We start from the raw sequence: 18,478 nt of genomic DNA on the forward strand, positions 1-18,478 counted from the left end.
CCGCACCCCCTGACCTGCTGTACAGTCTGTCTCGCAGCAAGGTCCTGTGGAGCAGTTTGGAGTGCTCGCCACCCTGTCAAGGTGGAGGCCGCGGGTTCAAATCCCGTCAGGACCGCAGGTCTTCCCCACCGCCCGGCCCGTCGTCCCCCGGACACGGGCCGTTCGCACACCCAGGCCACGCCCGCGGCGCCAGCCGCAAACAGGCACAGCAAATCCCGTCAGGACCGCACGTCTTCCCCACCGCCCGGCCCGTCGTCCCCCGGACACGGGCCGTTCGCACACCCAGGCCGTCGTCCCTCCCGGACACGGCCGTCGGCGTACCCAGGCCCGCGCAGGCCGCGTCCGGCCCGCACGCCCCCCGCCCGGCCCCGTCGTCCCCCGGACGACGGGGCCGTTCGCACGCCCGTCGCCGCGCACGGCCCCCCTCAGACCCTTCCTGACGCGGGAGTTCACTACCGCACCGCCCGCAAGATCCACAAGTCCCCTGCGTGTGACGGGAGTCACGCAAAGTCGATTCGGAATCGCGGAACCCGACGCCCTCCGGAGGGCTGTCGATTTAATATGTGCAATGGCACCCCGTCCGGGACATGCACCCAAGGCACGAAAAAGGACCGCATCGGACCCGGCGGAGTCCGATGCGATCCTGTGACGCTGCGGTGGTGCTGTGGTGTTACGGGCGGATCCGGCGGGATCCGGGTCGTACAGGTGGTACGGGGGTGGTACAGGTCGTACGAGGTGGTGCGGGGTACTGCGGGTGAAACCGGTGGATCCGTGGTGCGAGGGGCCTCGGGCTGTCCCTGATGGGGGCAGGTGAGCCGTGCGGCCGGGCGCCGATAAGGGGGGACGGCGCCCAAACGGGCTGTCAGGCCTCGCTGCGCTGCTGCGGAATACCCGCGAGCAGCGCACGGACCTCCGCTTCGCGGTAGCGGCGGTGCCCGCCCAGCGTGCGGATGGACGTGAGCTTGCCTGCCTTGGCCCAGCGCGTGACCGTCTTGGGGTCGACGCGGAACATGGTCGCGACCTCGGCAGGGGTTAGCAACGGCTCGGCATCAGGGGTGCGAGCGGTCATGAGCGGCCTCCTTGAGAGAACCGAACCAACGCGGTTCTTTCCTCTAAATTCTGCACCTTGACCCACGTTGCCCGAAATGGCAGGCGCGGGCCGAGTCGGTAATAGGACGAACGGCTTGTCCTCGGCACTACAACTACACCATCCGTCCAGCCGCGTCGGCCAAACCGATGGATTTGCCCTCTCAGGTGTTCAAGCTCGACGGAAGCCGATGGACCGTGGCATAACGGACAGTCACCCGAGCGTGACGATCAGTCACAGTACGATCATCTGCAACATCCCCACCTTCGACACGTGTCCGAGGCGGACCCGTTGTCCCATTTTGGCATGACACATGGTGATGCAGGCAAGACTCCGGGTACGTGCTCTCCGTCACCCTTGGGCCAAAGGTCTGGAAAGGCCGCCCGCCGGTGGCCAGGGCTCAGCTGGAGAACTGGCGTTCCCGTACCGCCCGCCACCGGTCGGTCAGGCGTTCGTACGCCACCCCCGCCGCGCCCGAGTCGCCGGCTCGCAGCGCCGCGAGTCCCTCGGCGACGTCGGCAGCCGAGCGGTCGTCGGCCAGCAGGTCCGGGCCCATCACATGGACCAGGCCGCCGTAGTCCAGCTCCACCAGCGAGCGCGGGTGGAATTCCTCCAGCCAGCGGCCGACGTCGACCAGCCCGTCGACCAGCGGGCCGCCGTCGTCCAGCGAGTCCTTGAGCACCCGCAGGCCGCGCGCCACCCGGCGCCTGGCCTGCACCATGGGCGTGCGGTAGCGCAGCAGCGGCTCCTTGGACTCGCCGGCACCCGCCGGCTCGTACTCCCGCTCGTCGTCGCCCACCAGGACGAACCAGCGCACCGGCACGTGCCAGGTGGCGGTGCGGATCCAGGGCCGCGCGTCGGGATTGCGCTCGCGCCAGGCGTCGTGGTCGGCGGCGGCCTGCCGGCGGACGACCGGCGGCAGCATCGCGTCCAGCACCGGCTCGGGCAGCAGCTCGCCGGCCTGCTCCAGGGCCAGCCAGCCGCGCAGCCGGGTGCGCCAGGGGCAGACGTGGGTGACGCCGCCGACGACGGCGACGAAGGCGTCGGCGCTCTCGTGCACCGGGACGGCGATCGGCGGCACCGGGACCAGGCCGGCCAGCGACTGCCGCAGCTCGTCCTGTGCGGTCCGCCCGGGGCCCTCGGCCGCGTAGCGGTACCAGTGGCTGCGTTCGGGCTCGGGAAAGGCCGCCAGCGGCTCGTAGACCCGCAAATACGCCGCGTAGGGGACCACTACCGGTGAACCGCCCACACCCGCTCCCTCGCGCCACCGTGCCGTCGTCCTGATCGTCCCACGAGGCGCCCCCGCCCGGACGTGATCCCGGCCACCCGCGCTGACCCCCGCGCGGGCGCACAGGGCCTACGCTGTCGCCATCAACCCCTCCGCCACCCGCACGGGGGGCGCGACAATCCAGAAAGCACTGGGACCACTGGACTATGGGAGTCACCACCGTGACTGACGTACGACAGACCGAAAGCGTCGTCGCCAAGCTGTTCCGATCGGAGCAGGGCGGACACGAGCAGGTCGTTCTCTGCCAGGACCGCGACTCGGGCCTGAAGGCCGTGATCGCGCTCCACTCCACCGCCCTGGGCCCCGCCCTGGGCGGTACCCGCTTCTTCCCGTACGCCTCGGACGACGAGGCCGTCGAGGACGCGCTCAACCTCGCCCGCGGCATGTCGTACAAGAACGCGCTGGCCGGTCTCGACCACGGCGGCGGCAAGGCCGTGATCATCGGCGACCCCGACACCGACAAGTCCGAGCGGCTGCTGCTCGCCTACGGCCGCTTCGTGGCCTCGCTCGGCGGCCGCTACGTGACCGCGTGCGACGTCGGCACCTACGTGGCCGACATGGACGTCGTCGCCCGCGAGAACCGCTGGACCACCGGCCGCTCGCCGGAGAACGGCGGCGCGGGCGACTCCTCGGTGCTCACCGCCTTCGGTGTCTTCCAGGGCATGCGCGCCGCCGCCCGCGTCCAGTGGGGCGAGCCGTCGCTGCGCGGCCGCCGGGTCGGCGTCGCCGGCGTCGGCAAGGTCGGCAAGCACCTGGTGCAGCACCTGCTCGACGACGGGGCCGAGGTCGTCGTCACGGACGTGCGGACCGACGCGGTGGACGCGATCCTCGCGCGCCACCCGCAGGTCGGCGCGGTCAGCGACGCGGACGTGCTGGTGCGCACCCCGTTGGACGTCTACGCCCCGTGCGCGCTCGGCCACGCCCTGGACGACGCGACGGTGGCGGCGCTGACCGCGACCGTGGTGTGCGGCGCGGCCAACAACCAGCTCGCCCACCCCGGCGTCGAGAAGGACCTCGCCGACCGCGGCATCCTCTACGCGCCCGACTACGTCGTGAACGCCGGCGGGGTGATCCAGGTCGCGGACGAACTGCACGGTTTCGATTTCGACCGCGCCAAGGCCAAGGCGACGAAGATCTACGACACGACACTGGCCATTTTCGATCGCGCGAAGGCCGACGGCGTGCCGCCCGCGGTCGCCGCCGACCGGCTCGCCGAACTCCGGATGGCGGAGCGCACCCCGGCGGCGGAATGGCTGCGTCCTTGAGTGACGCACGTGACCGAACGCACGGCCCGATAGCAAGTTCGCGCTAGAAGAAGGTAAAATCGGGCCTGACCAGGCAGGACAGGGTCGTGAAGCACCCCTGATCCGACGCGCGTCGTGCGGGCGACGTACCGTGCGGCGTCGGAAGCAGGTACCGTTGGGGCCCTACGGACCGGTCTCTCTCCGGAGAGACCGCTCCGCATCATGAACGCGTGTCAAGACTCGGGGCCGTTGAGCCCCGCCGTTAAGGGGGTCGAGCCATGGGGCGCGGCCGGGCCAAGGCCAAGCAGACGAAGGTCGCCCGCCAGCTGAAGTACAACAGCGGCGGTACGGATCTCTCACGTCTGGCCGACGAGCTGGGCGCATCGCCGTCGAGGCCGGTTAATCCGGAGCCTGTCGAGGACGATGACGACGAGTTGGACGACGACGACCCGTACGCTCAGTACGCGGATCTGTACAACGACGACGGCGAGGACGAGGACGAGCAGTCGTCCGACTCACCGTCCTCGTCGCAGCGTCGTCGCGCTTGACGCAGCGAGGACACCACACACGCTGACCCGGCCGGGGGCGACCAGCCCCGGACCGGGTTTCGTCGTGCTCCGGAGCGGGCGGTCCGGCGTACGGTTCCGGCCGGCAGGCCGTCCGTACGCCCGGGGAACCGCGCACCCACCGGGTCAGCCGGCGTAGTCACCGACCAGCTCCACGGCGGCCGCGCCGCTTTCGCGTGCCGTGACCTCGCCCGCGACCCACGCGCCCACGCCCCGGTCGGCCAGCGTGGCCAGCGCCACCTCGACGGACTCCTGCGGCACCACGGCGATCATGCCGACGCCCATGTTCAGCGTCTTCTCCAGCTCGGCCCGCTCCACCTGCCCGGCCGCGCCGACCAGGCCGAAGATCGGGGCCGGCGTCCAGGTCGCACGGTCGACGGTGGCGCGCAGGCCGTCCGGGACGACCCGGGCCAGGTTGTTGGCCAGGCCGCCGCCGGTGATGTGCGAGAAGGCGTGCACCTCGGCGGTACGGGTCAGGGCCAGGCAGTCCAGCGAGTAGATCCTGGTGGGCTCCAGCAGCTCCTCGCCGAGCGTCCTGCCCAGCTCGGGAACCTCCCGCTCCAGCCCCCAGCCGGCCCGGTCGAAGAGCACATGGCGGACCAGGCTGTACCCGTTCGAGTGAAGTCCGGAGGACTCGATGGCGATCACCGCGTCACCCGTACGGATGCGCTCGGCGCCCAGCAGCCGGTCGGCCTCGACCACGCCGGTGCCCGCGCCCGCGACGTCGAAGTCGTCGGGACCCAGCAGCCCGGGGTGCTCGGCGGTCTCGCCGCCGACCAGGGCGCAGCCGGCCAGCACGCAGCCCTCGGCGATGCCCTTGACGATGGCGGCGACCCGCTCGGGGTGGACCTTGCCGACGCAGATGTAGTCGGTCATGAACAGCGGCTCGGCCCCGCACACGACCAGGTCGTCCACGACCATGCCGACCAGGTCGTGGCCGATGGTGTCGTAGACGCCCATCCGGCGGGCGATGTCGACCTTGGTGCCGACGCCGTCGGTCGCGGAGGCCAGCAGCGGCCGCTCGTAGCGCTTGAGCGCCGAGGCGTCGAAGAGGCCCGCGAAGCCGCCGATCCCGCCGACGACCTCGGGGCGGGTGGCCTTGCGCACCCACTCCTTCATCAGGGTCACGGCACGGTCGCCGGCCTCGATGTCGACGCCCGCTGCGGCGTAGCTGGCACCGGTCGTTCCGGTTGTCTCAGGCATTGCTGGCACTTTCGTGTCGGGCGTGTCGGGATGCGGGGCGGCGGGGGGTCACGGCCTGCGCAGGGCGTCGGCGGCGTCCGGGCCGCCCGCCAGCTCGACTTCGAGCAGCTGCTTGCCCAGCAGCTCGGGGTCGGGCAGGTCCATGGGGTACTCGCCGTCGAAGCAGGCGCGGCACAGGTTGGGCTTGGCGATCGTGGTCGCCTCGACCATGGCGTCGAGCGAGATGTACGCGAGCGAGTCGGCGCCCAGCGAGGTGCCGATCTCCTCGACGGTCATGCCGTTGGCGATCAGCTCGGCGCGGGTGGCGAAGTCGATGCCGAAGAAGCAGGGCCACTTCACCGGCGGTGAGGAGATCCGTACGTGGACCTCGGCGGCGCCCGCCTCGCGCAGCATCCGCACCAGGGCGCGCTGGGTGTTGCCGCGGACGATCGAGTCGTCGACGACGACCAGCCGCTTGCCGCGGATGACTTCCTTGAGCGGGTTGAGCTTGAGCCTGATGCCGAGCTGCCTGATGGTCTGCGACGGCTGGATGAAGGTCCGGCCCACGTAGCTGTTCTTGACCAGTCCGGAGCCGTACGGGATACCGCTGGCCTCGGCGTAACCCACCGCGGCCGGGGTGCCGGACTCCGGGGTCGGTATGACCAGGTCGGCTTCGACCGGCGCCTCCTTGGCGAGGCGGCGGCCCATCTCCACCCGGGAGAGGTAGACGTTGCGGCCCGCGATGTCGGTGTCGGGGCGCGCCAGGTAGACGTATTCGAACACGCAGCCCTTGGGGCGGGCCTCGGCGAAGCGGGAGGACCGCAGCCCCTGCTCGTCGATCGCGATCAGCTCGCCGGGCTCGATCTCCCGGACGAAGCTGGCGCCGCAGATGTCGAGGGCGGCGCTCTCGGAGGCGACGACCCAGCCGCGCTCCAGCCGGCCGAGCACCAGCGGGCGGATGCCCTGCGGGTCGCGGGCCGCGTAGAGGGTGTGCTCGTCCATGTAGACGAGGCTGAAGGCGCCCTTGATCTTCGGCAGAACCTGGGGCGCGGCCTGCTCGACCGACAGCGGGGTGCCGTCGGGACCGGTCTGCCCGGCGAGCAGTGCGGTGATCAGGTCGGTGTCGTTGGTCGCGGCGACCCGGGTGGTACGGCCCGGGGTCTGCGGCATGTCGGCGACCATCCCGGCCAGCTCGGCCGTGTTGACCAGGTTGCCGTTGTGCCCGAGGGCGATGGAGCCGTGGGCGGTCGCGCGGAAGGTCGGCTGCGCGTTCTCCCACACCGAGGCGCCGGTGGTCGAGTAGCGGGCGTGGCCGACGGCGATATGGCCGGTCAGCGAGCCGAGTGAGGTCTCGTCGAAGACCTGGGACACCAGTCCCATGTCCTTGAAGACCAGAATCTGGGAGCCGTTGCTCACTGCGATGCCCGCGGACTCCTGTCCGCGGTGCTGCAGGGCGTACAGCCCGAAATAGGTGAGCTTGGCGACCTCTTCGCCGGGGGCCCAGACACCGAAGACGCCACACGCGTCCTGGGGGCCTTTCTCACCGGGGAGCAGGTCGTGGCTGAGTCGTCCGTCACCACGAGGCACAACACCGAGTCTAGGGCAGGTTCGCCCGTCGTCCGAACGAGGGACGTGCCCCGGACGTGCCCGATCACTGTTTCTATGCGCGTAGCGCCTTGGGGGACACGGGGGTGTGACGTGCCCCCCAAGGTACGGGCGGGCCGGCCGGTAAGGGGATGTGCGTGCACCCGGCCGACGGTCTGCGCCCGCATCTTAGGTCGACCGCGCCGCGCGCCGCGCGGCAGCGGCGGCGGATGGCCGGAAACCGCCGCTGCGGAGAGCCGCCGGAGGGCACCGGGGGTCACGCGGGGCCGCCGGGGCACGGAAACGCCCGCCGGTACGGGGGTTCCGGCGGGCGCGTATCCCGGACGGAACAGCACGCCGAAATGCGACATTCCGGCTGAGCCCGTCGTCATAATCCTAGAAAAGCCGACAGGCGCGGCATATACCGACGGGGATTTCCGGCGCAAATACGCCATACCCATTACCGGGCATATTCGGGCACAATGGCCGCGAAGTGAGTGACGATCACGTCGCCGTATGCCCCCGGTGTCAGCGCATGACCGGCAGGTACGGACCCAGGTCCGCGCGTTCCCCGCTGGCCGCGACGGCGGCGGTCTCCAGCGCCTCGGCCCAGCCCGTACGCCCGGTGGCGAGCCGGATCCAGGTCAGCGGGTCGGTCTCCACCACGTTCGGCGGGGTGCCGCGGGTGTGCCGCGGGCCCTCGACGCACTGCACCGCCGCGTAGGGCGGCACCCGCACCTCCACCGCGTTGCCCGGCGCCTTCGCGGCGAGCGCGTCCGCCAGCACCCGCACCACCGCGGCCACCGCCTGCCGGTCCAGCGCCACCTCGCGGCCCGTCGCGCGGGCCAGGTCGTCGCTGTGCACGACCAGTTCCACCAGCCGCGTCACCGTGAAGTCCAGCGCCCGCATCCCGCCGAAGGGCTCCGCGAGCAGCCTGCCGGGCCGCAGCGCCTCCTTCCGCAGCGCGCCGAGCCCGTCCACCGCCGCCTCGATCGCGGCCACCGGGTCGTCCATCGCCTGCTCGGCCGCCCGCGTCGAGGCGTCCAGCCGGTCGGCGATCGGCCCGGTCTCCTGCGTCCACGCGTCCAGCCCGGTCAGCTTCCCGCCGGGCACCGGCTCGGGCTCGCCCAGCAGCACCCCGAGCACGTCCACCTGCCGCACGATGTGCGCGACCAGCAGCCGCACGTCCCATCCGGGCAGCCCGGCCGCCCCGCCGTACGCCTCCGCGGGCAGCCCCCGTACGGCGTCCCGCACATGCCCCGCCTGCGCGACCAGCGCGTCCCAGGTCCGGTCGGGGTCGTACGTCCGCGCGCGGCGGCGGCTGGCAGGAGGCATACGGCCAGGGTAGGGCCCCGGCCCCGGGGCGGGCGGACCGGCCGGGGGTCAGCCGAGAGCGGCCGGCAGGCCGAACAGCGGGAAGAGGGCGGGGTCCTGGAAGGAGGTCAGGCGGGCGATGCGGGGGCCGTCGAAGGCCGGGACCTGGAGGGAGTGCGCGCGGTGGACGCCGTCGGGACCGCGGCGGTAGGTGGCAAGCGCCGGCCCAGCGTTCGCCGCGGTACGGACGATCCGCAGGGCCGACGGGTCCGCGGGCGCCCGGGACGCGGCGAAGGCGGCGACCGCGGCGCCGCCGGCGAACCAGGTGGGGACGGGCGGCATCTCGTAGACCGCGTCGTCGGTGAGCAGCCGGGTCAGCGCGGCGATGTCGGCGTTCTGGAAGGCGGTCGCGTAGCGGTCCAGCAGGGCGAGGCGGTCCGGGTCGGTCGGCTCAACGAGGTCGTCCTCCGCGGGCGCGGCCTGCCGCAACTGCGTACGGGCCCGCTGGAGCAGGCTGTTGAGCGCGGCGAGGGACACCCCCAGCAGGTCCGCGGCCTGCGGACCCGGCCAGTCCAGCACGTCCCGCAGGATCAGCGCGGCCCGCTGCCGTGGCGGCAGGTACTGCAGGGCCGCGATCAGCGCCAGCCGCATCCCGGCCCTGGACGCCACGATCGCGCCCGGGTCGTCGGCGTCGCCGGGCGCGTCGGGGAAGGGTTCGAGCCAGGGCACCTCGGGGGCCGCCGCGAGCACGGGTGCGTCCGGGTCGTCCGCCGGGGCGCCGAGCCCGGACGGCATTGGGCGGCGGCTGCGGCTCTCCAGCGCCCGCAGGCAGACGTTGGTCGCGATCCGGTACAGCCAGGTGCGCAGCGACGACCGCCCCTCGAAGCCGCCGTAGGCCCGCCAGGCGCGCAGCAGCGTGTCCTGCACCAGGTCCTCGGCGTCGTGCGCGGAGCCGAGCATCCGGTAGCAGTACGCCTGCAGCTCGCCGCGGTACGGGCCGGTGAGCCGACCGAACTCCGCTTCGTCAGTGACCGATCCATCGGTATCCAAGGCCGCTCCCTGCCGGCTTGCGGGCACATCGCGTGCCCTCCCCCAGTGAAGACCCCGGCGGCACCGCGACCTCATCGGTCACCCTCCCGGCCGCCCCACCGATGACATCGGCCGGCCGGCCGTATCGGTACCGGGTGACGGCACGACCCGACACCGCAGGGAAGGAAACGACACATGGCCAGTCCGGAGCTCACCGCCCGGCCCGCAGGCCCCGCCGCCGCGACACAGGAGCAGCGGCCGTGGCTGATGCTGGCCGTACTGCTGCTCGGGCAGTTCATGGGCCTGCTCGACGTCACGATCGTCAACGTGGCGACACCCGCCATCGGCGCCGGCCTGCACTCCTCGGGGGCGGCTCTGCAGATGGTGGTCGGCGGCTACACCGTCGCGTACGCGATGCTGCTGATCACCGGCGCCCGGCTCGGGGACCTCTACGGGCGGCGCAGGATGTACCTGGTCGGCGCCTGCGTCTTCACGCTCACCTCGCTGCTGTGCGGGCTCGCCCCCGACACCGCCGTGCTGGTCGGCGCCCGGCTGGTGCAGGGCGCGGGCGCGGCGGTGATGGTGCCGCAGATCATGAGCGTCATCCAGATGCGCTTCACCGGCCCGGCGCGCGCGAAGGCACTGTCCGCGTACGGCGCGGTGCTGTCCGTCGGGGCGGTCGCGGGCCTGGTGCTCGGCGGCTTCTTGGTCGGCGCGGACCTGCTGGGCACCGCCTGGCGGCCGGTCTTCCTGGTCAACGTGCCGCTCGGCGCCCTGCTGGTGGCACTGGTCCCGCGGCTGGTCCCCGCCGACGAGCCGCGCGGCACCCGGCGGCTGGACTTCGCCGGGCTGGCCCTCGCCGTCCCCGCGGTGATCCTGGTGGTGCTGCCGCTGGTGCTGGGCCACGAGACCGGCTGGCCCGCCTGGACCTACGCCTGCATGGCGGCGGGCGCCGTCCTCGCGACCGTCTTCGTCCTGGTCGAGCGGCGCGTCGCGGACCGCGGCGGCGACCCGCTGCTGGACCTCGCGGTGCTGCGCGCGCCCGGCCTGGCCGCCGGCATCGCCACCCTGGGGTGCATGCAGGTCGCCTACGGGGGCTTCCTGTTCACCCTCGCACTGCACCTGCAACTCGGCCTCGGCGACAGCGCGCTGCGCGCCGGCCTCGCCTTCTTCCCGCTCGCGGCGGTCTTCGGCGTCGTCGGCTTCTTCTGGCGCAAGCTGCCGAGCCGCGTCCACCACCTGCTGCCCGCCGCCGGCCTCGCGCTGTGCGCGCTCGGCTACCTGGGCATCGCGGCGGGCCTGCACGACGGCTCGCAGGACAGCCCGCTGCTCTGGGCGGCGATGGTGCTCGCCGGCGTCGGCATGGGTCTGTCGCTGAGCCCGCTGCTGGCGCTGGCGCTGGTCGGGGTGCGACCCGAGCAGGCCCCGGACGCCGGCGGCCTGCTGACCACGACGATGCAGCTCGGCCAGGTCGTCGGCGTCGCCGCCTTCGGCACGGTCTTCCTGTCGCTCGCCGGCTCGCACCCGTCGGGCCACGCCATCGCCACCACGTCGGAGTGGATGGCGGCGCTGTCGGTGGTCGGAGTCGCGGGCGGCGCCTCGCTGGCCCGTACCGTCCGCGGCGCCCGGTGACCCCACCTGTCCCGCTGTTCCCCTGCCTGCGAACTCCCGCGGATCGGCCGCGGTTGTCCCCGAGAAAGAAGGCACCATGTCGAACGTCGCGATCGTCCGGTACCAGACACGCCCGGGAGCCGCCGCGGAGAACCAGCGGCTGGTCGAGGCGGTGATGGCGGAGCTGAACGAACAGGACCCGGGCGGCCTGCGCTACGCCGCGTTCCGGCTGGACGACGGGGTGACCTTCCTGCACGTCGCGGTCACCGGCGACGCGGACAGCCCGCTCGACGGGTCGGCGGCCTTCGCGGCCTTCCAGCAGGGCTTCGCCGACCGCCTGGTCCCCGGCACCCGCTCGCGGGACACGGCGACGGCGGTCGGCTCGTACGGCTTCCTGCCGGGGGCGCCGCGGCCCTGACCGGTCCACGGCCTGCGCGACGGCCGCGCCCGGCTGCTCGGCTCAGCCCTGGCGCGGCCGTTCGAAGGTCAGCAGCAGGCCCTCGACGGCGCCGGGGCCTATCCGGCCCTTCACGTCGGCCGCGGTGACGGCCTTCAGGGCCCAGCCCTCGGACGCGTGCTTGTTGAGGGTCTTCTCCAGCTTGTCGCCGTCGAGCGCGTCGCCGATCAGCGACTCGCGGAAGGAGACGACCTTGTACTCGTACATGTGCTGTCCTCGCTCGGGTCCGTTGTGCCTCTACGATCTTCCGCCCTGCGCATCCGCGGGCCCTGCGTGGACGGTCCGCGGACGGTCGTGCGTCCGGACAGCCAACCACGGGCGCCCGTACGCCGTCAGGCCGCCCCCGCGGCCGGGGCCGGTCCCGCGGGCCGCCCGAGCGGGATGTCGCGCATCCGGCGCAGCGGCGAGAAGAACAGCCACAGGCCCGCGCAGCAGCCGCCGGACACCGCGATCCACAAGGTGGTGCGGACGCCGAGCGCGGACGCGAGCGCCCCGCCGGTGAGGCCGCCGAGCGGCAGGGTGCCCCAGGTGGTCCAGCGGGCCGCGGCGCTCACCCGGCCGAGCAGGTCGGGCGGGCAGGTCGCCTGCCGGTAGCTGACCAGCGAGATGCCGGTGACGGTCGAGGCGAAGGTCCAGGAGATCCAGCCCGCCCCGAACAGCAGCGCCGACCAGCCGCGCCCTGCCAGCGGGATCAGCAGCCCGGGCAGCGACAGCACGGTCATCGCGACCCAGCTGATCCGCGCCGAACCCACCCGCCGGGCCAGCGGCTTGGCCGCCATCCCGCCCGCGACCCCGCCGACCGCGCCCAGCGCGAGCAGCAGCCCGACCAGCCCGGGACGCAGGTGCAGCGTGCGGACGAGGAAGACCGGGCCGAGGGTCTCCACCATGACCACGAAGAAGTTGGCGGTGCCGTTGAAGGCCACCCCGTTGCGCAGGATCGGGTCCCTGACCACGTGGGCCAGGCCCGCGCCGATCTGCGCCCGCAGGCCGGTCCTGGGGCCGGCTTTTGCCCTGCGCGGCTCCCGGGTGCGTATCGCGGCGAGCGAGACGGCGGAGAGGGCGAAGGACAGCGCGTCCGCGGTCATCGCGGCCGCGGCCCCGACCAGCGTCACCAGCACCGCCCCCGCCCCCGGGCCGGCGACCTGCGCGGCCGACTGCGAGGCGGCGAGCCTTCCGTTGCCGTCCATCAGCTGCTCGCGGTCCAGCAGGGTCGGCAGATAGGCCTGGTAGGCGACGGAGAAGAAGACGGACAGCACGCCGGACGCGAGCGCGACACCGTACAGCTGCCCCAGGCTCAGCACCCCCGCCGCGTGCGCGACCGGCACCGAGCCGACGACGCCGAGCAGCCCGAGATTGCACCCGATCATCAGCCGCCGCTTCGCGACCCGGTCCACCACGGCCCCCGCGGGCAGCGCCACCAGCAGATACGCGCTCGTCGCCGCCGCCGACAGCAGCCCCACCTGGAAGGCACTGGCCTTCAGCACCACGACGGCCACCAGCGGCAGCGCCAGCACGGAGATCTGCGACCCGACCTCGCTGACGGTCTGGCCGCCCCACAGCAGCAGGAAGTCCCTCTGACGGCGGAGCGGTTCTGCTGCGTTGACGGCCACCGTCCCGATGCTCGCACCGGCCGTGCGGAGCCGTCCACGTCTGTTTCCCGCGCGCGCAACCATCCGCGGCGACCGGCCGTCTCGGCTGGCGAGGAACTGCGCCTGCCGACCACCGGCAACCGCAACGGCACGCTCGACGCGGCCTGGACCGGCCGCCCGGTCACCGTCCCCTTCCCGGCCGGCCGGCCGTACGAATTCCGCATCGTGTCCGGCACCGGCCGCGGGAGCGAACTGGCCCTCCCGGTGACGGCCGCCTGCCTCGCCTGGACCGGCCTCGTCGTCCGCCTCGCCGTCACCGGCATCGGCTGGGCCCCCATCGGTAGCGGCGCCCTGGTCGCCACCCTGATGACCTGGGGTGCCGTCGCCCAGTGCGCCGCGAGGCGAGCCGCCGCAAGGCCCTGCTGTCGACCGCGCAGGAGGCCCGCGCCCGGGTGGTGGCCTCCCTCCGGTCCACCCGCCACGGGTGATGCTGGTGGGCGTCGCGCTGCTGGGGTGAGCACGGCCACGTCGCACGGTCGCGGCGGGCGGCTGCCGGACGGGAGGGCGCCCCGGGGGGGCGCCGCGTCCGGCGGCCGGTACCTGCCGGCGGACGCGGCGCACCCGGGGAGCGACGGCGTCACACCGTGCCGTTCTCCCACCACCAGGCGCGGCCCAGGTCCGCCCGGCTGTCGACGTGCTGGTGGTCCGTGTTGTAGGTCTCCAGGCCGGAGAAGCCGCAGGTCTCGGCCTTCTGGTAGACGGTCTTGTTGGCGACGCCGGGGACGTCGAGGTCGGCGGCGGTGCCGTAGAGGTGCATGCTGTCGCTCGCGCCGCCGATGTCGGCGTTGTGCGCGATGCTGCGGAAGCCGGAGTTGACGGTGATGGGCACGTTGCCCAGCTTCTTGCGGAGGGCTTCGAGCTTGTACATCGCGCGGCGGGCGTTCTCCTTGGCGGCGGCCGCGCTGACCTTGCCGCCGTCGAAGGTACCGCTCACGCGGTCGGTGAACTCGCTGAAGTTGAAGTGGGAGGTCGAACCGTCGGACTGCTGGAGGGCGTTGAGCTGCGCCTGCGTGGCGGGGCCGACGACGCCGTCGGACGACAGGCCGTACGCGGACTGGAAGAGGCGGACCGCGGCGGCGGTGCCGGCGCCGAAGTCCCCGTCGAGGGCCACCCGCGTGTGGCCGGGGCTGCTGGTGGGCCAGCCGGCGACGCGGATCTGGAGTTCGGTGACGTCGGCGCCGGTCATCCCCTGCGAGAGGGTGCGCGACCAGGAGTAGGCGTAGGCCGAGCCGGAGAGCAGTACCGGTCCGAGGGCCACGCCGGCGCCTGCGGCCAGCGATCCGCGCAGCAGGGTACGGCGGTTGAACGGGGATGAGGACGTCATCGTTGTCCCTTTCGGTTACCGGATGGTCTCCGGCCTGGTCCGTGCCTGCCGCGGTCGCGGCGGACCCAGCATGCCGTCGGGGCGGGAGGTACTCAAGAGGCGCGGGAGGCCGTCACTGACCGGCGTCCGCCGCACCTGGCCGCCCGGTGAACTCCGCAAGGCCGCGGGCGAACAACAGCCCCGGCCGCCCGGAGAATTGCCGCTCCCCGACGAGGCGGAAGCCCGTACGCGCCAGCACCGCCTGCGACGCCGCGTTGTCGAGCGTGGTCCCCGCCCACAGCTCGGTCAGCCCGTAGCTGTTGGCGGCGATCCCGCACAACTCCCGTACGGCCCAGGTGGCCAGGCCCGCCCCGGCCGCCCGCTCGGCGATCCGGTACCCGAGTTCGGCCGACCCCTCCGCCGCGTCCATGAGGTTGATCCGCCCCAGCACCTCGCCTCCGGCGCCGACCACGACGTGGAAGTAGCAGACCCCGGCCTCCTGTTCGGCCAGCAGCGCCCGCATCCGCTCGTCGAACCGGGCGAAGAAGTCGTCCCCGCGGTCGGGGACGGACACGGCGAAGTAGCCCCGGTTCTCCCGTTCGAAGGCGAGCAGGGCGGCGGCGTGGTCGGGCCTGAGCAGCTGGATTTCGGGCATGCCCGCGAATATAGGAAAGGCCTCGCGGCGCGCGCGAGCCGTTTGACGCGCGCCTCAGCCCTTGTCGGCGGTCGCCCAGGTGAGGAGTTGGGCGGTGTCCAGCTCGATGTCGACGGGTGCGGGGAGGATGACGGTCTTCCCGAAGGGGACGGTGACCTTCTTCTCGTAGACGCCGTTGCCCGGCTCGCTGTGGACGGTGATCTCACGGGTGTCGCGGTCGATGAGCAGGAACACGGGGATGCCGGCCTCGGCGTAGGCACGCGGCTTGTCGATACGGTCGCGCTGCGTCGTGTCGCGGTCGAAGGACGTGACCTCCAGGGTCATGAGCACACCGTCGGGCTCGGCCCACTCGCCGGCACCGACAAAATGCCCGATCGGCGCGAGGGTCCCGTCCGGAATCGCTCGCCCATGACGATACGTCTCCACCTTGAGCCCCAGCCCTACGTGGACGATCCATTGCGGCTTCCGCTGCATGCACTGCTGGACCAGCCACATTGTCATTGCCGTGTGAAGCCCGTCCGGCACAGCCTTGACCCCCAGTTTTCCGCCGATGAGCTCCAGCCGGAGCCCTTCGCTCTCTCGTGCCGCGACGGACGCCAGGCGCTCGAACTCCGCCGGCTCCAGCGCGTGAACATGGGACTGCGGCCGGTCGTCCACAGCGGTCACCCGTACCTCCCTGTGTCCGGTTCTTCACGCTCGGTTCGTCATCCTATCGGATCATGGAACCGACCGTGACCGGATGATCACACTCGACGTTGTGATGCGCTTCTGCGCGTGGAATTCGAGCGTAGCCGCCGCGCGGCCCCGGTCGCGGCGCCGCGCTCGGCGCGGCTATGCGCCGACCGTGCCGTCGACGGCCTCGCGGAGGAGGTCGGCGTGGCCGTTGTGGCGGCCGTACTCGAGGATGACGTGGACCATGATCGTCCGCAGGGAGACGTCCTCCTGGGCGCGGGAGTTGTGGACGACCACGTCGAGGTCCGGGGCCGCGGCCTCGATACGGCGGGCGTGGGTGATCTCGGACTGCCAGGCCTGGAAGGCCTCCGCGCGGGTGGACCCGGTGGCGTCGTAGGCGACCTGGAAGTCCATCGCGTCGGACCAGACGAGCGGGATGTCCTCGCCGCCGACGATCCGGCGGAACCAGGCGCGTTCGACCTCGGCCATGTGCCGTACGAGACCGAGCAGGCTGAGCGTCGACGGCTGCACGGACCGCCGCCGCAACTCCTCGTCCGTCAGGCCCTCGCACTTCATGGCGAGCGTCGCCCGGTGGTGGTCGAGGAAGCCGCGCAGCGTCTCGCGCTCGCCGGCGATGGAGGGGGGCCAGGGGCGTTCTGTGGTCATCGGCCCATTGTGGCCGACGCCCCCGTGCCGTCCGGTCCCGGCGAAGCGGCGCCGAAAACCGGCGGGTGCGGCCGGCGGCCGTCCCTGGGCTCGGCCGGATGCGACGACGCTGCTGCTCCTCGCGGGGGCGTCGCTGCCGCCGGAGCCGGCCTGGCCGGCCTCGCCGGTCCGGTCGATGCGGGACATGTCCGACCGGAAGGCGTACGCCTGAGGGCTGTCCGCCTCCCCGGTCCTTCGAACCCCGTACGAAAAGCGGCCTGCCCGGTTAGCCTGTTCCCAGGGGGGATCACCATGACGTCCAGGTATCACCGCGGCGCGGCGCTGCTGCTCGCCGCCGTACCACTGCTCGCACTCACCGCGTGCTCCGGCGCGTCGCACGCGTCGCCCGCGCCGCCACCGGCCACGAAGCACACGGCCCAGCGCGGTACCGCGCCCGCCGAGCCCGACCTGCACGAGGCGGCCCGGCCCGCGCTGGCCCTGGTCGGCGAGTGGATACCCGAGGACTTCACCGACGCCCCGACGTCTTCCGGCTACTTCTGGGCCTCTGCGCCCGCCACAGGTGTCGACGACAGGGCACCGGGACGGCATCTCCTGCAGATCGCGTGCTCGGGCAACGGCGGGATCGTCGTCCAGATGACCGCCCACGCTCCGTACAAGAAGGTCACTTGCGGCGACAAGGCCACCGGGTTCCCCTACACCGGGGCGATCAGCGCCTACGTGGGCGGCGCGGCGGCGAACCGCGGGATCGTCGCCTGGCGCATCCTCAACGCCACATAGGCCCCTGCGTCGTGGCGGCAGCGCCGGGTGGGCCGCCCGGCGCTCACTGCCTGCCGAGGATCATCCACTTCGCCGGCTCGGCGACCGGCTCGAAGCCCACCTTCGCGTAGACCGCGTGCGCGTCGGCCGTGGCCAGCATGACGCGGCGCAGCTCGTACGGCGCGAGGTGATCGCGTACGGCGGCGACCAGACCCGTCCCGATCCCCTTCCCGCGGGCGGCGGGAGCGACGTAGACGTCGCAGAGCCACGCGAAGGTGGCGCGGTCGGTGACGACCCGCGCATAGGCGAGCTGCGCGCCGGAGACGCTGTCATAGACCCCGAAGTTGAGCGATCCCGCGAGGGAGGCGTCGACCTTGTCGCGCGTCACCCCGCGGGCCCAGTAGGAGTCCAGTGAAAGCCACTGGTGGATCAGCGCGGCGTCGAGTCGCGCGGGGTCGGTGGATACCTCGTAGCCGTCCGGCAGTTCTTGGCTCATCCCCGCACCCAACCAGTCCCGGCGAGGGTCCGGCCAGCCGTTTTCCCCCGCGGGAAGGCTCTTACGACCCCGCGGCGGCCAACTGCCTGAAGGCGGAAGGGACCCCGGGCGGGGAGAGGCAGACGAAGAGATGGTGGCCCGGGGTCGGGAGGGCCAGGGCGGTGTAGCGGAGGGTGTCCGCGGCCACCTGCGGGTGGCGCACCCGCAGTTCGCCCTCGCCCGGGGAACCGGCCCGGTGCATCGCCCACACGGCGGCGAATTCCGGGCTCGACGCGGAGAGCCTGGCCACCAGTCCGGTGAGGTCCGGGTCGCCCGGACGGTCCGCGTGCTGCGTGCGGAGCGCCGCGACCAGTTGGGCGCCGATCGAGGCCGTCGGCTCGCGGTTGCCGGCGGCGCCGTAAGGGCAGCAGAAGACCTGCCAGAGCAGGTTGCGCTCGTGCGGCGGGCGTTCGGCCAGGCCCGCCATCAGCGCGCTGCCCAGCGGATTCCAGGCCAGCAGGTCGAAGCGGGGTCCCAGCACGAACGCCGGGGTGTCCGGCAGCGCGTCGAGCAGCGCACGGGCCGCCGCGGTGGCGGGCCGGGGCGGGGCGGGGGCTTCCCTGCGGCGCGGGGCGGCGATCTCGTGCAGGTACGCGCGTTCGGCGCCGGTGAGCAGCAGGGCCCGCGCGAGGGCATCCAGCACCGCGGGGGTCGGGACGCGGGGGCGCCCCTGCTCCAGCCGCGTGTAGTAGTCGGACGAGATGCCCGCGAGGGCGGCCACCTCCTCCCGCCGCAGCCCCGGCGTCCTGCGCTGCCCGGCCGCCGCCAGCCCCACGTCGGCAGGGGTGAGGCGGGCACGGCGGGCCCGCAGGAAAGCTCCCATCACCGAGTCGGCCATATGCCAACGGTAGCCGCCGCGCAAGGGGCGTCCCTGGGCCGG

At 72.8% G+C, this 18,478-nt stretch carries 19 protein-coding genes and 1 tRNA gene; 6 read left to right on the plus strand and 14 right to left on the minus strand.

Annotated elements, in window-relative coordinates:
* Positions 1-40 precede the first annotated feature (40 nt).
* A tRNA-Asp gene (locus BUE44_RS06610) sits at positions 41-115 on the plus strand.
* Between the two features lie 747 nt (positions 116-862).
* Here the strand turns inward: BUE44_RS06610 and bldC are convergent.
* Positions 863-1,069: a developmental transcriptional regulator BldC gene (bldC, locus tag BUE44_RS06615; RefSeq protein ID WP_003949541.1), complete on the minus strand. Its 207-nt coding sequence runs from the start codon at positions 1,067-1,069 to the stop codon at positions 863-865.
* A gap of 418 nt (positions 1,070-1,487) precedes the next feature.
* Positions 1,488-2,336, minus strand: a complete 849-nt coding sequence (locus BUE44_RS06620) for a hypothetical protein (RefSeq protein ID WP_073494809.1) — start codon at positions 2,334-2,336, stop codon at positions 1,488-1,490.
* 185 nt (positions 2,337-2,521) lie between these two features.
* Here BUE44_RS06620 and BUE44_RS06625 point away from each other — a divergent pair, with 185 nt between their 5' ends.
* Positions 2,522-3,640: a Leu/Phe/Val dehydrogenase gene (locus tag BUE44_RS06625; RefSeq protein ID WP_200804355.1), complete on the plus strand. Its 1,119-nt coding sequence runs from the start codon at positions 2,522-2,524 to the stop codon at positions 3,638-3,640.
* Between the two features lie 257 nt (positions 3,641-3,897).
* Positions 3,898-4,167, plus strand: coding sequence for a DUF3073 domain-containing protein (locus tag BUE44_RS06630; protein ID WP_073494812.1), 270 nt, complete (start codon positions 3,898-3,900; stop codon positions 4,165-4,167).
* A 144-nt stretch (positions 4,168-4,311) separates the two neighbouring features.
* Here the strand turns inward: BUE44_RS06630 and purM are convergent, their stop codons facing one another.
* The 4 genes from purM to BUE44_RS06650 form a co-directional block, all read right to left on the minus strand.
* Positions 4,312-5,388, minus strand: a complete 1,077-nt coding sequence (purM, locus tag BUE44_RS06635) for a phosphoribosylformylglycinamidine cyclo-ligase (RefSeq protein WP_073494814.1) — start codon at positions 5,386-5,388, stop codon at positions 4,312-4,314.
* Positions 5,389-5,436: 48 nt separating this feature from the next.
* The gene (purF, locus tag BUE44_RS06640; protein WP_073494816.1) at positions 5,437-6,954 is read right to left on the minus strand and encodes an amidophosphoribosyltransferase; all 1,518 of its coding nucleotides are present in this window, start codon (positions 6,952-6,954) and stop codon (positions 5,437-5,439) included.
* A gap of 525 nt (positions 6,955-7,479) precedes the next feature.
* Positions 7,480-8,286 (minus strand): sterol carrier family protein, encoded by an 807-nt coding sequence (locus BUE44_RS06645; RefSeq protein WP_073494818.1) that lies wholly within the window; start codon positions 8,284-8,286, stop codon positions 7,480-7,482.
* 48 nt (positions 8,287-8,334) lie between these two features.
* A complete protein-coding gene (locus tag BUE44_RS06650) occupies positions 8,335-9,315 on the minus strand; it encodes a sigma-70 family RNA polymerase sigma factor (RefSeq protein ID WP_073494820.1) in 981 nt (326 codons plus the stop codon).
* A 174-nt stretch (positions 9,316-9,489) separates the two neighbouring features.
* Here BUE44_RS06650 and BUE44_RS06655 point away from each other — a divergent pair, with 174 nt between their 5' ends.
* Together BUE44_RS06655 and BUE44_RS06660 are read left to right on the plus strand one after the other, a co-directional pair.
* Positions 9,490-10,926, plus strand: a complete 1,437-nt coding sequence (locus BUE44_RS06655) for an MFS transporter (protein ID WP_073494822.1) — start codon at positions 9,490-9,492, stop codon at positions 10,924-10,926.
* Between the two features lie 76 nt (positions 10,927-11,002).
* Positions 11,003-11,323: a hypothetical protein gene (locus tag BUE44_RS06660; protein ID WP_107415639.1), complete on the plus strand. Its 321-nt coding sequence runs from the start codon at positions 11,003-11,005 to the stop codon at positions 11,321-11,323.
* Between the two features lie 42 nt (positions 11,324-11,365).
* Here the strand turns inward: BUE44_RS06660 and BUE44_RS06665 are convergent, their stop codons facing one another.
* The 6 genes from BUE44_RS06665 to BUE44_RS06690 form a co-directional block, all read right to left on the minus strand.
* Positions 11,366-11,569, minus strand: a complete 204-nt coding sequence (locus tag BUE44_RS06665; RefSeq protein WP_073494825.1) for a DUF4177 domain-containing protein — start codon at positions 11,567-11,569, stop codon at positions 11,366-11,368.
* Between the two features lie 125 nt (positions 11,570-11,694).
* On the minus strand, positions 11,695-12,972 hold the full coding sequence (locus tag BUE44_RS06670; protein WP_235001938.1) for an MFS transporter: 1,278 nt from the start codon (positions 12,970-12,972) through the stop codon (positions 11,695-11,697).
* 616 nt (positions 12,973-13,588) lie between these two features.
* Complete coding sequence (locus tag BUE44_RS06675; protein ID WP_073494827.1) at positions 13,589-14,335, minus strand: D-Ala-D-Ala carboxypeptidase family metallohydrolase; 747 nt, start codon at positions 14,333-14,335, stop codon at positions 13,589-13,591.
* 112 nt (positions 14,336-14,447) lie between these two features.
* The gene (locus BUE44_RS06680) at positions 14,448-14,969 is read right to left on the minus strand and encodes a GNAT family N-acetyltransferase (protein ID WP_073494829.1); all 522 of its coding nucleotides are present in this window, start codon (positions 14,967-14,969) and stop codon (positions 14,448-14,450) included.
* A gap of 54 nt (positions 14,970-15,023) precedes the next feature.
* Entirely contained in the window at positions 15,024-15,635 is a 612-nt protein-coding gene (locus BUE44_RS06685) for a Uma2 family endonuclease (protein WP_079189539.1), read from the minus strand.
* 165 nt (positions 15,636-15,800) lie between these two features.
* Entirely contained in the window at positions 15,801-16,307 is a 507-nt protein-coding gene (locus BUE44_RS06690; protein WP_073495390.1) for a DinB family protein, read from the minus strand.
* A gap of 291 nt (positions 16,308-16,598) precedes the next feature.
* Here BUE44_RS06690 and BUE44_RS06695 point away from each other — a divergent pair, with 291 nt between their 5' ends.
* Positions 16,599-17,084 (plus strand): hypothetical protein, encoded by a 486-nt coding sequence (locus tag BUE44_RS06695; protein WP_073494831.1) that lies wholly within the window; start codon positions 16,599-16,601, stop codon positions 17,082-17,084.
* 43 nt (positions 17,085-17,127) lie between these two features.
* On the opposite strand, the gene BUE44_RS06700 is transcribed toward BUE44_RS06695, so the two are convergent.
* Complete coding sequence (locus tag BUE44_RS06700; protein ID WP_073494833.1) at positions 17,128-17,559, minus strand: GNAT family N-acetyltransferase; 432 nt, start codon at positions 17,557-17,559, stop codon at positions 17,128-17,130.
* 61 nt (positions 17,560-17,620) lie between these two features.
* Entirely contained in the window at positions 17,621-18,436 is an 816-nt protein-coding gene (locus BUE44_RS06705) for a helix-turn-helix domain-containing protein (RefSeq protein WP_073494835.1), read from the minus strand.
* Positions 18,437-18,478: the final 42 nt, after the last annotated feature.

The sequence above is a fragment of the Actinacidiphila paucisporea genome (genome assembly GCF_900142575.1).
Classification (GTDB): Bacteria; Actinomycetota; Actinomycetes; order Streptomycetales; family Streptomycetaceae; genus Actinacidiphila; species Actinacidiphila paucisporea.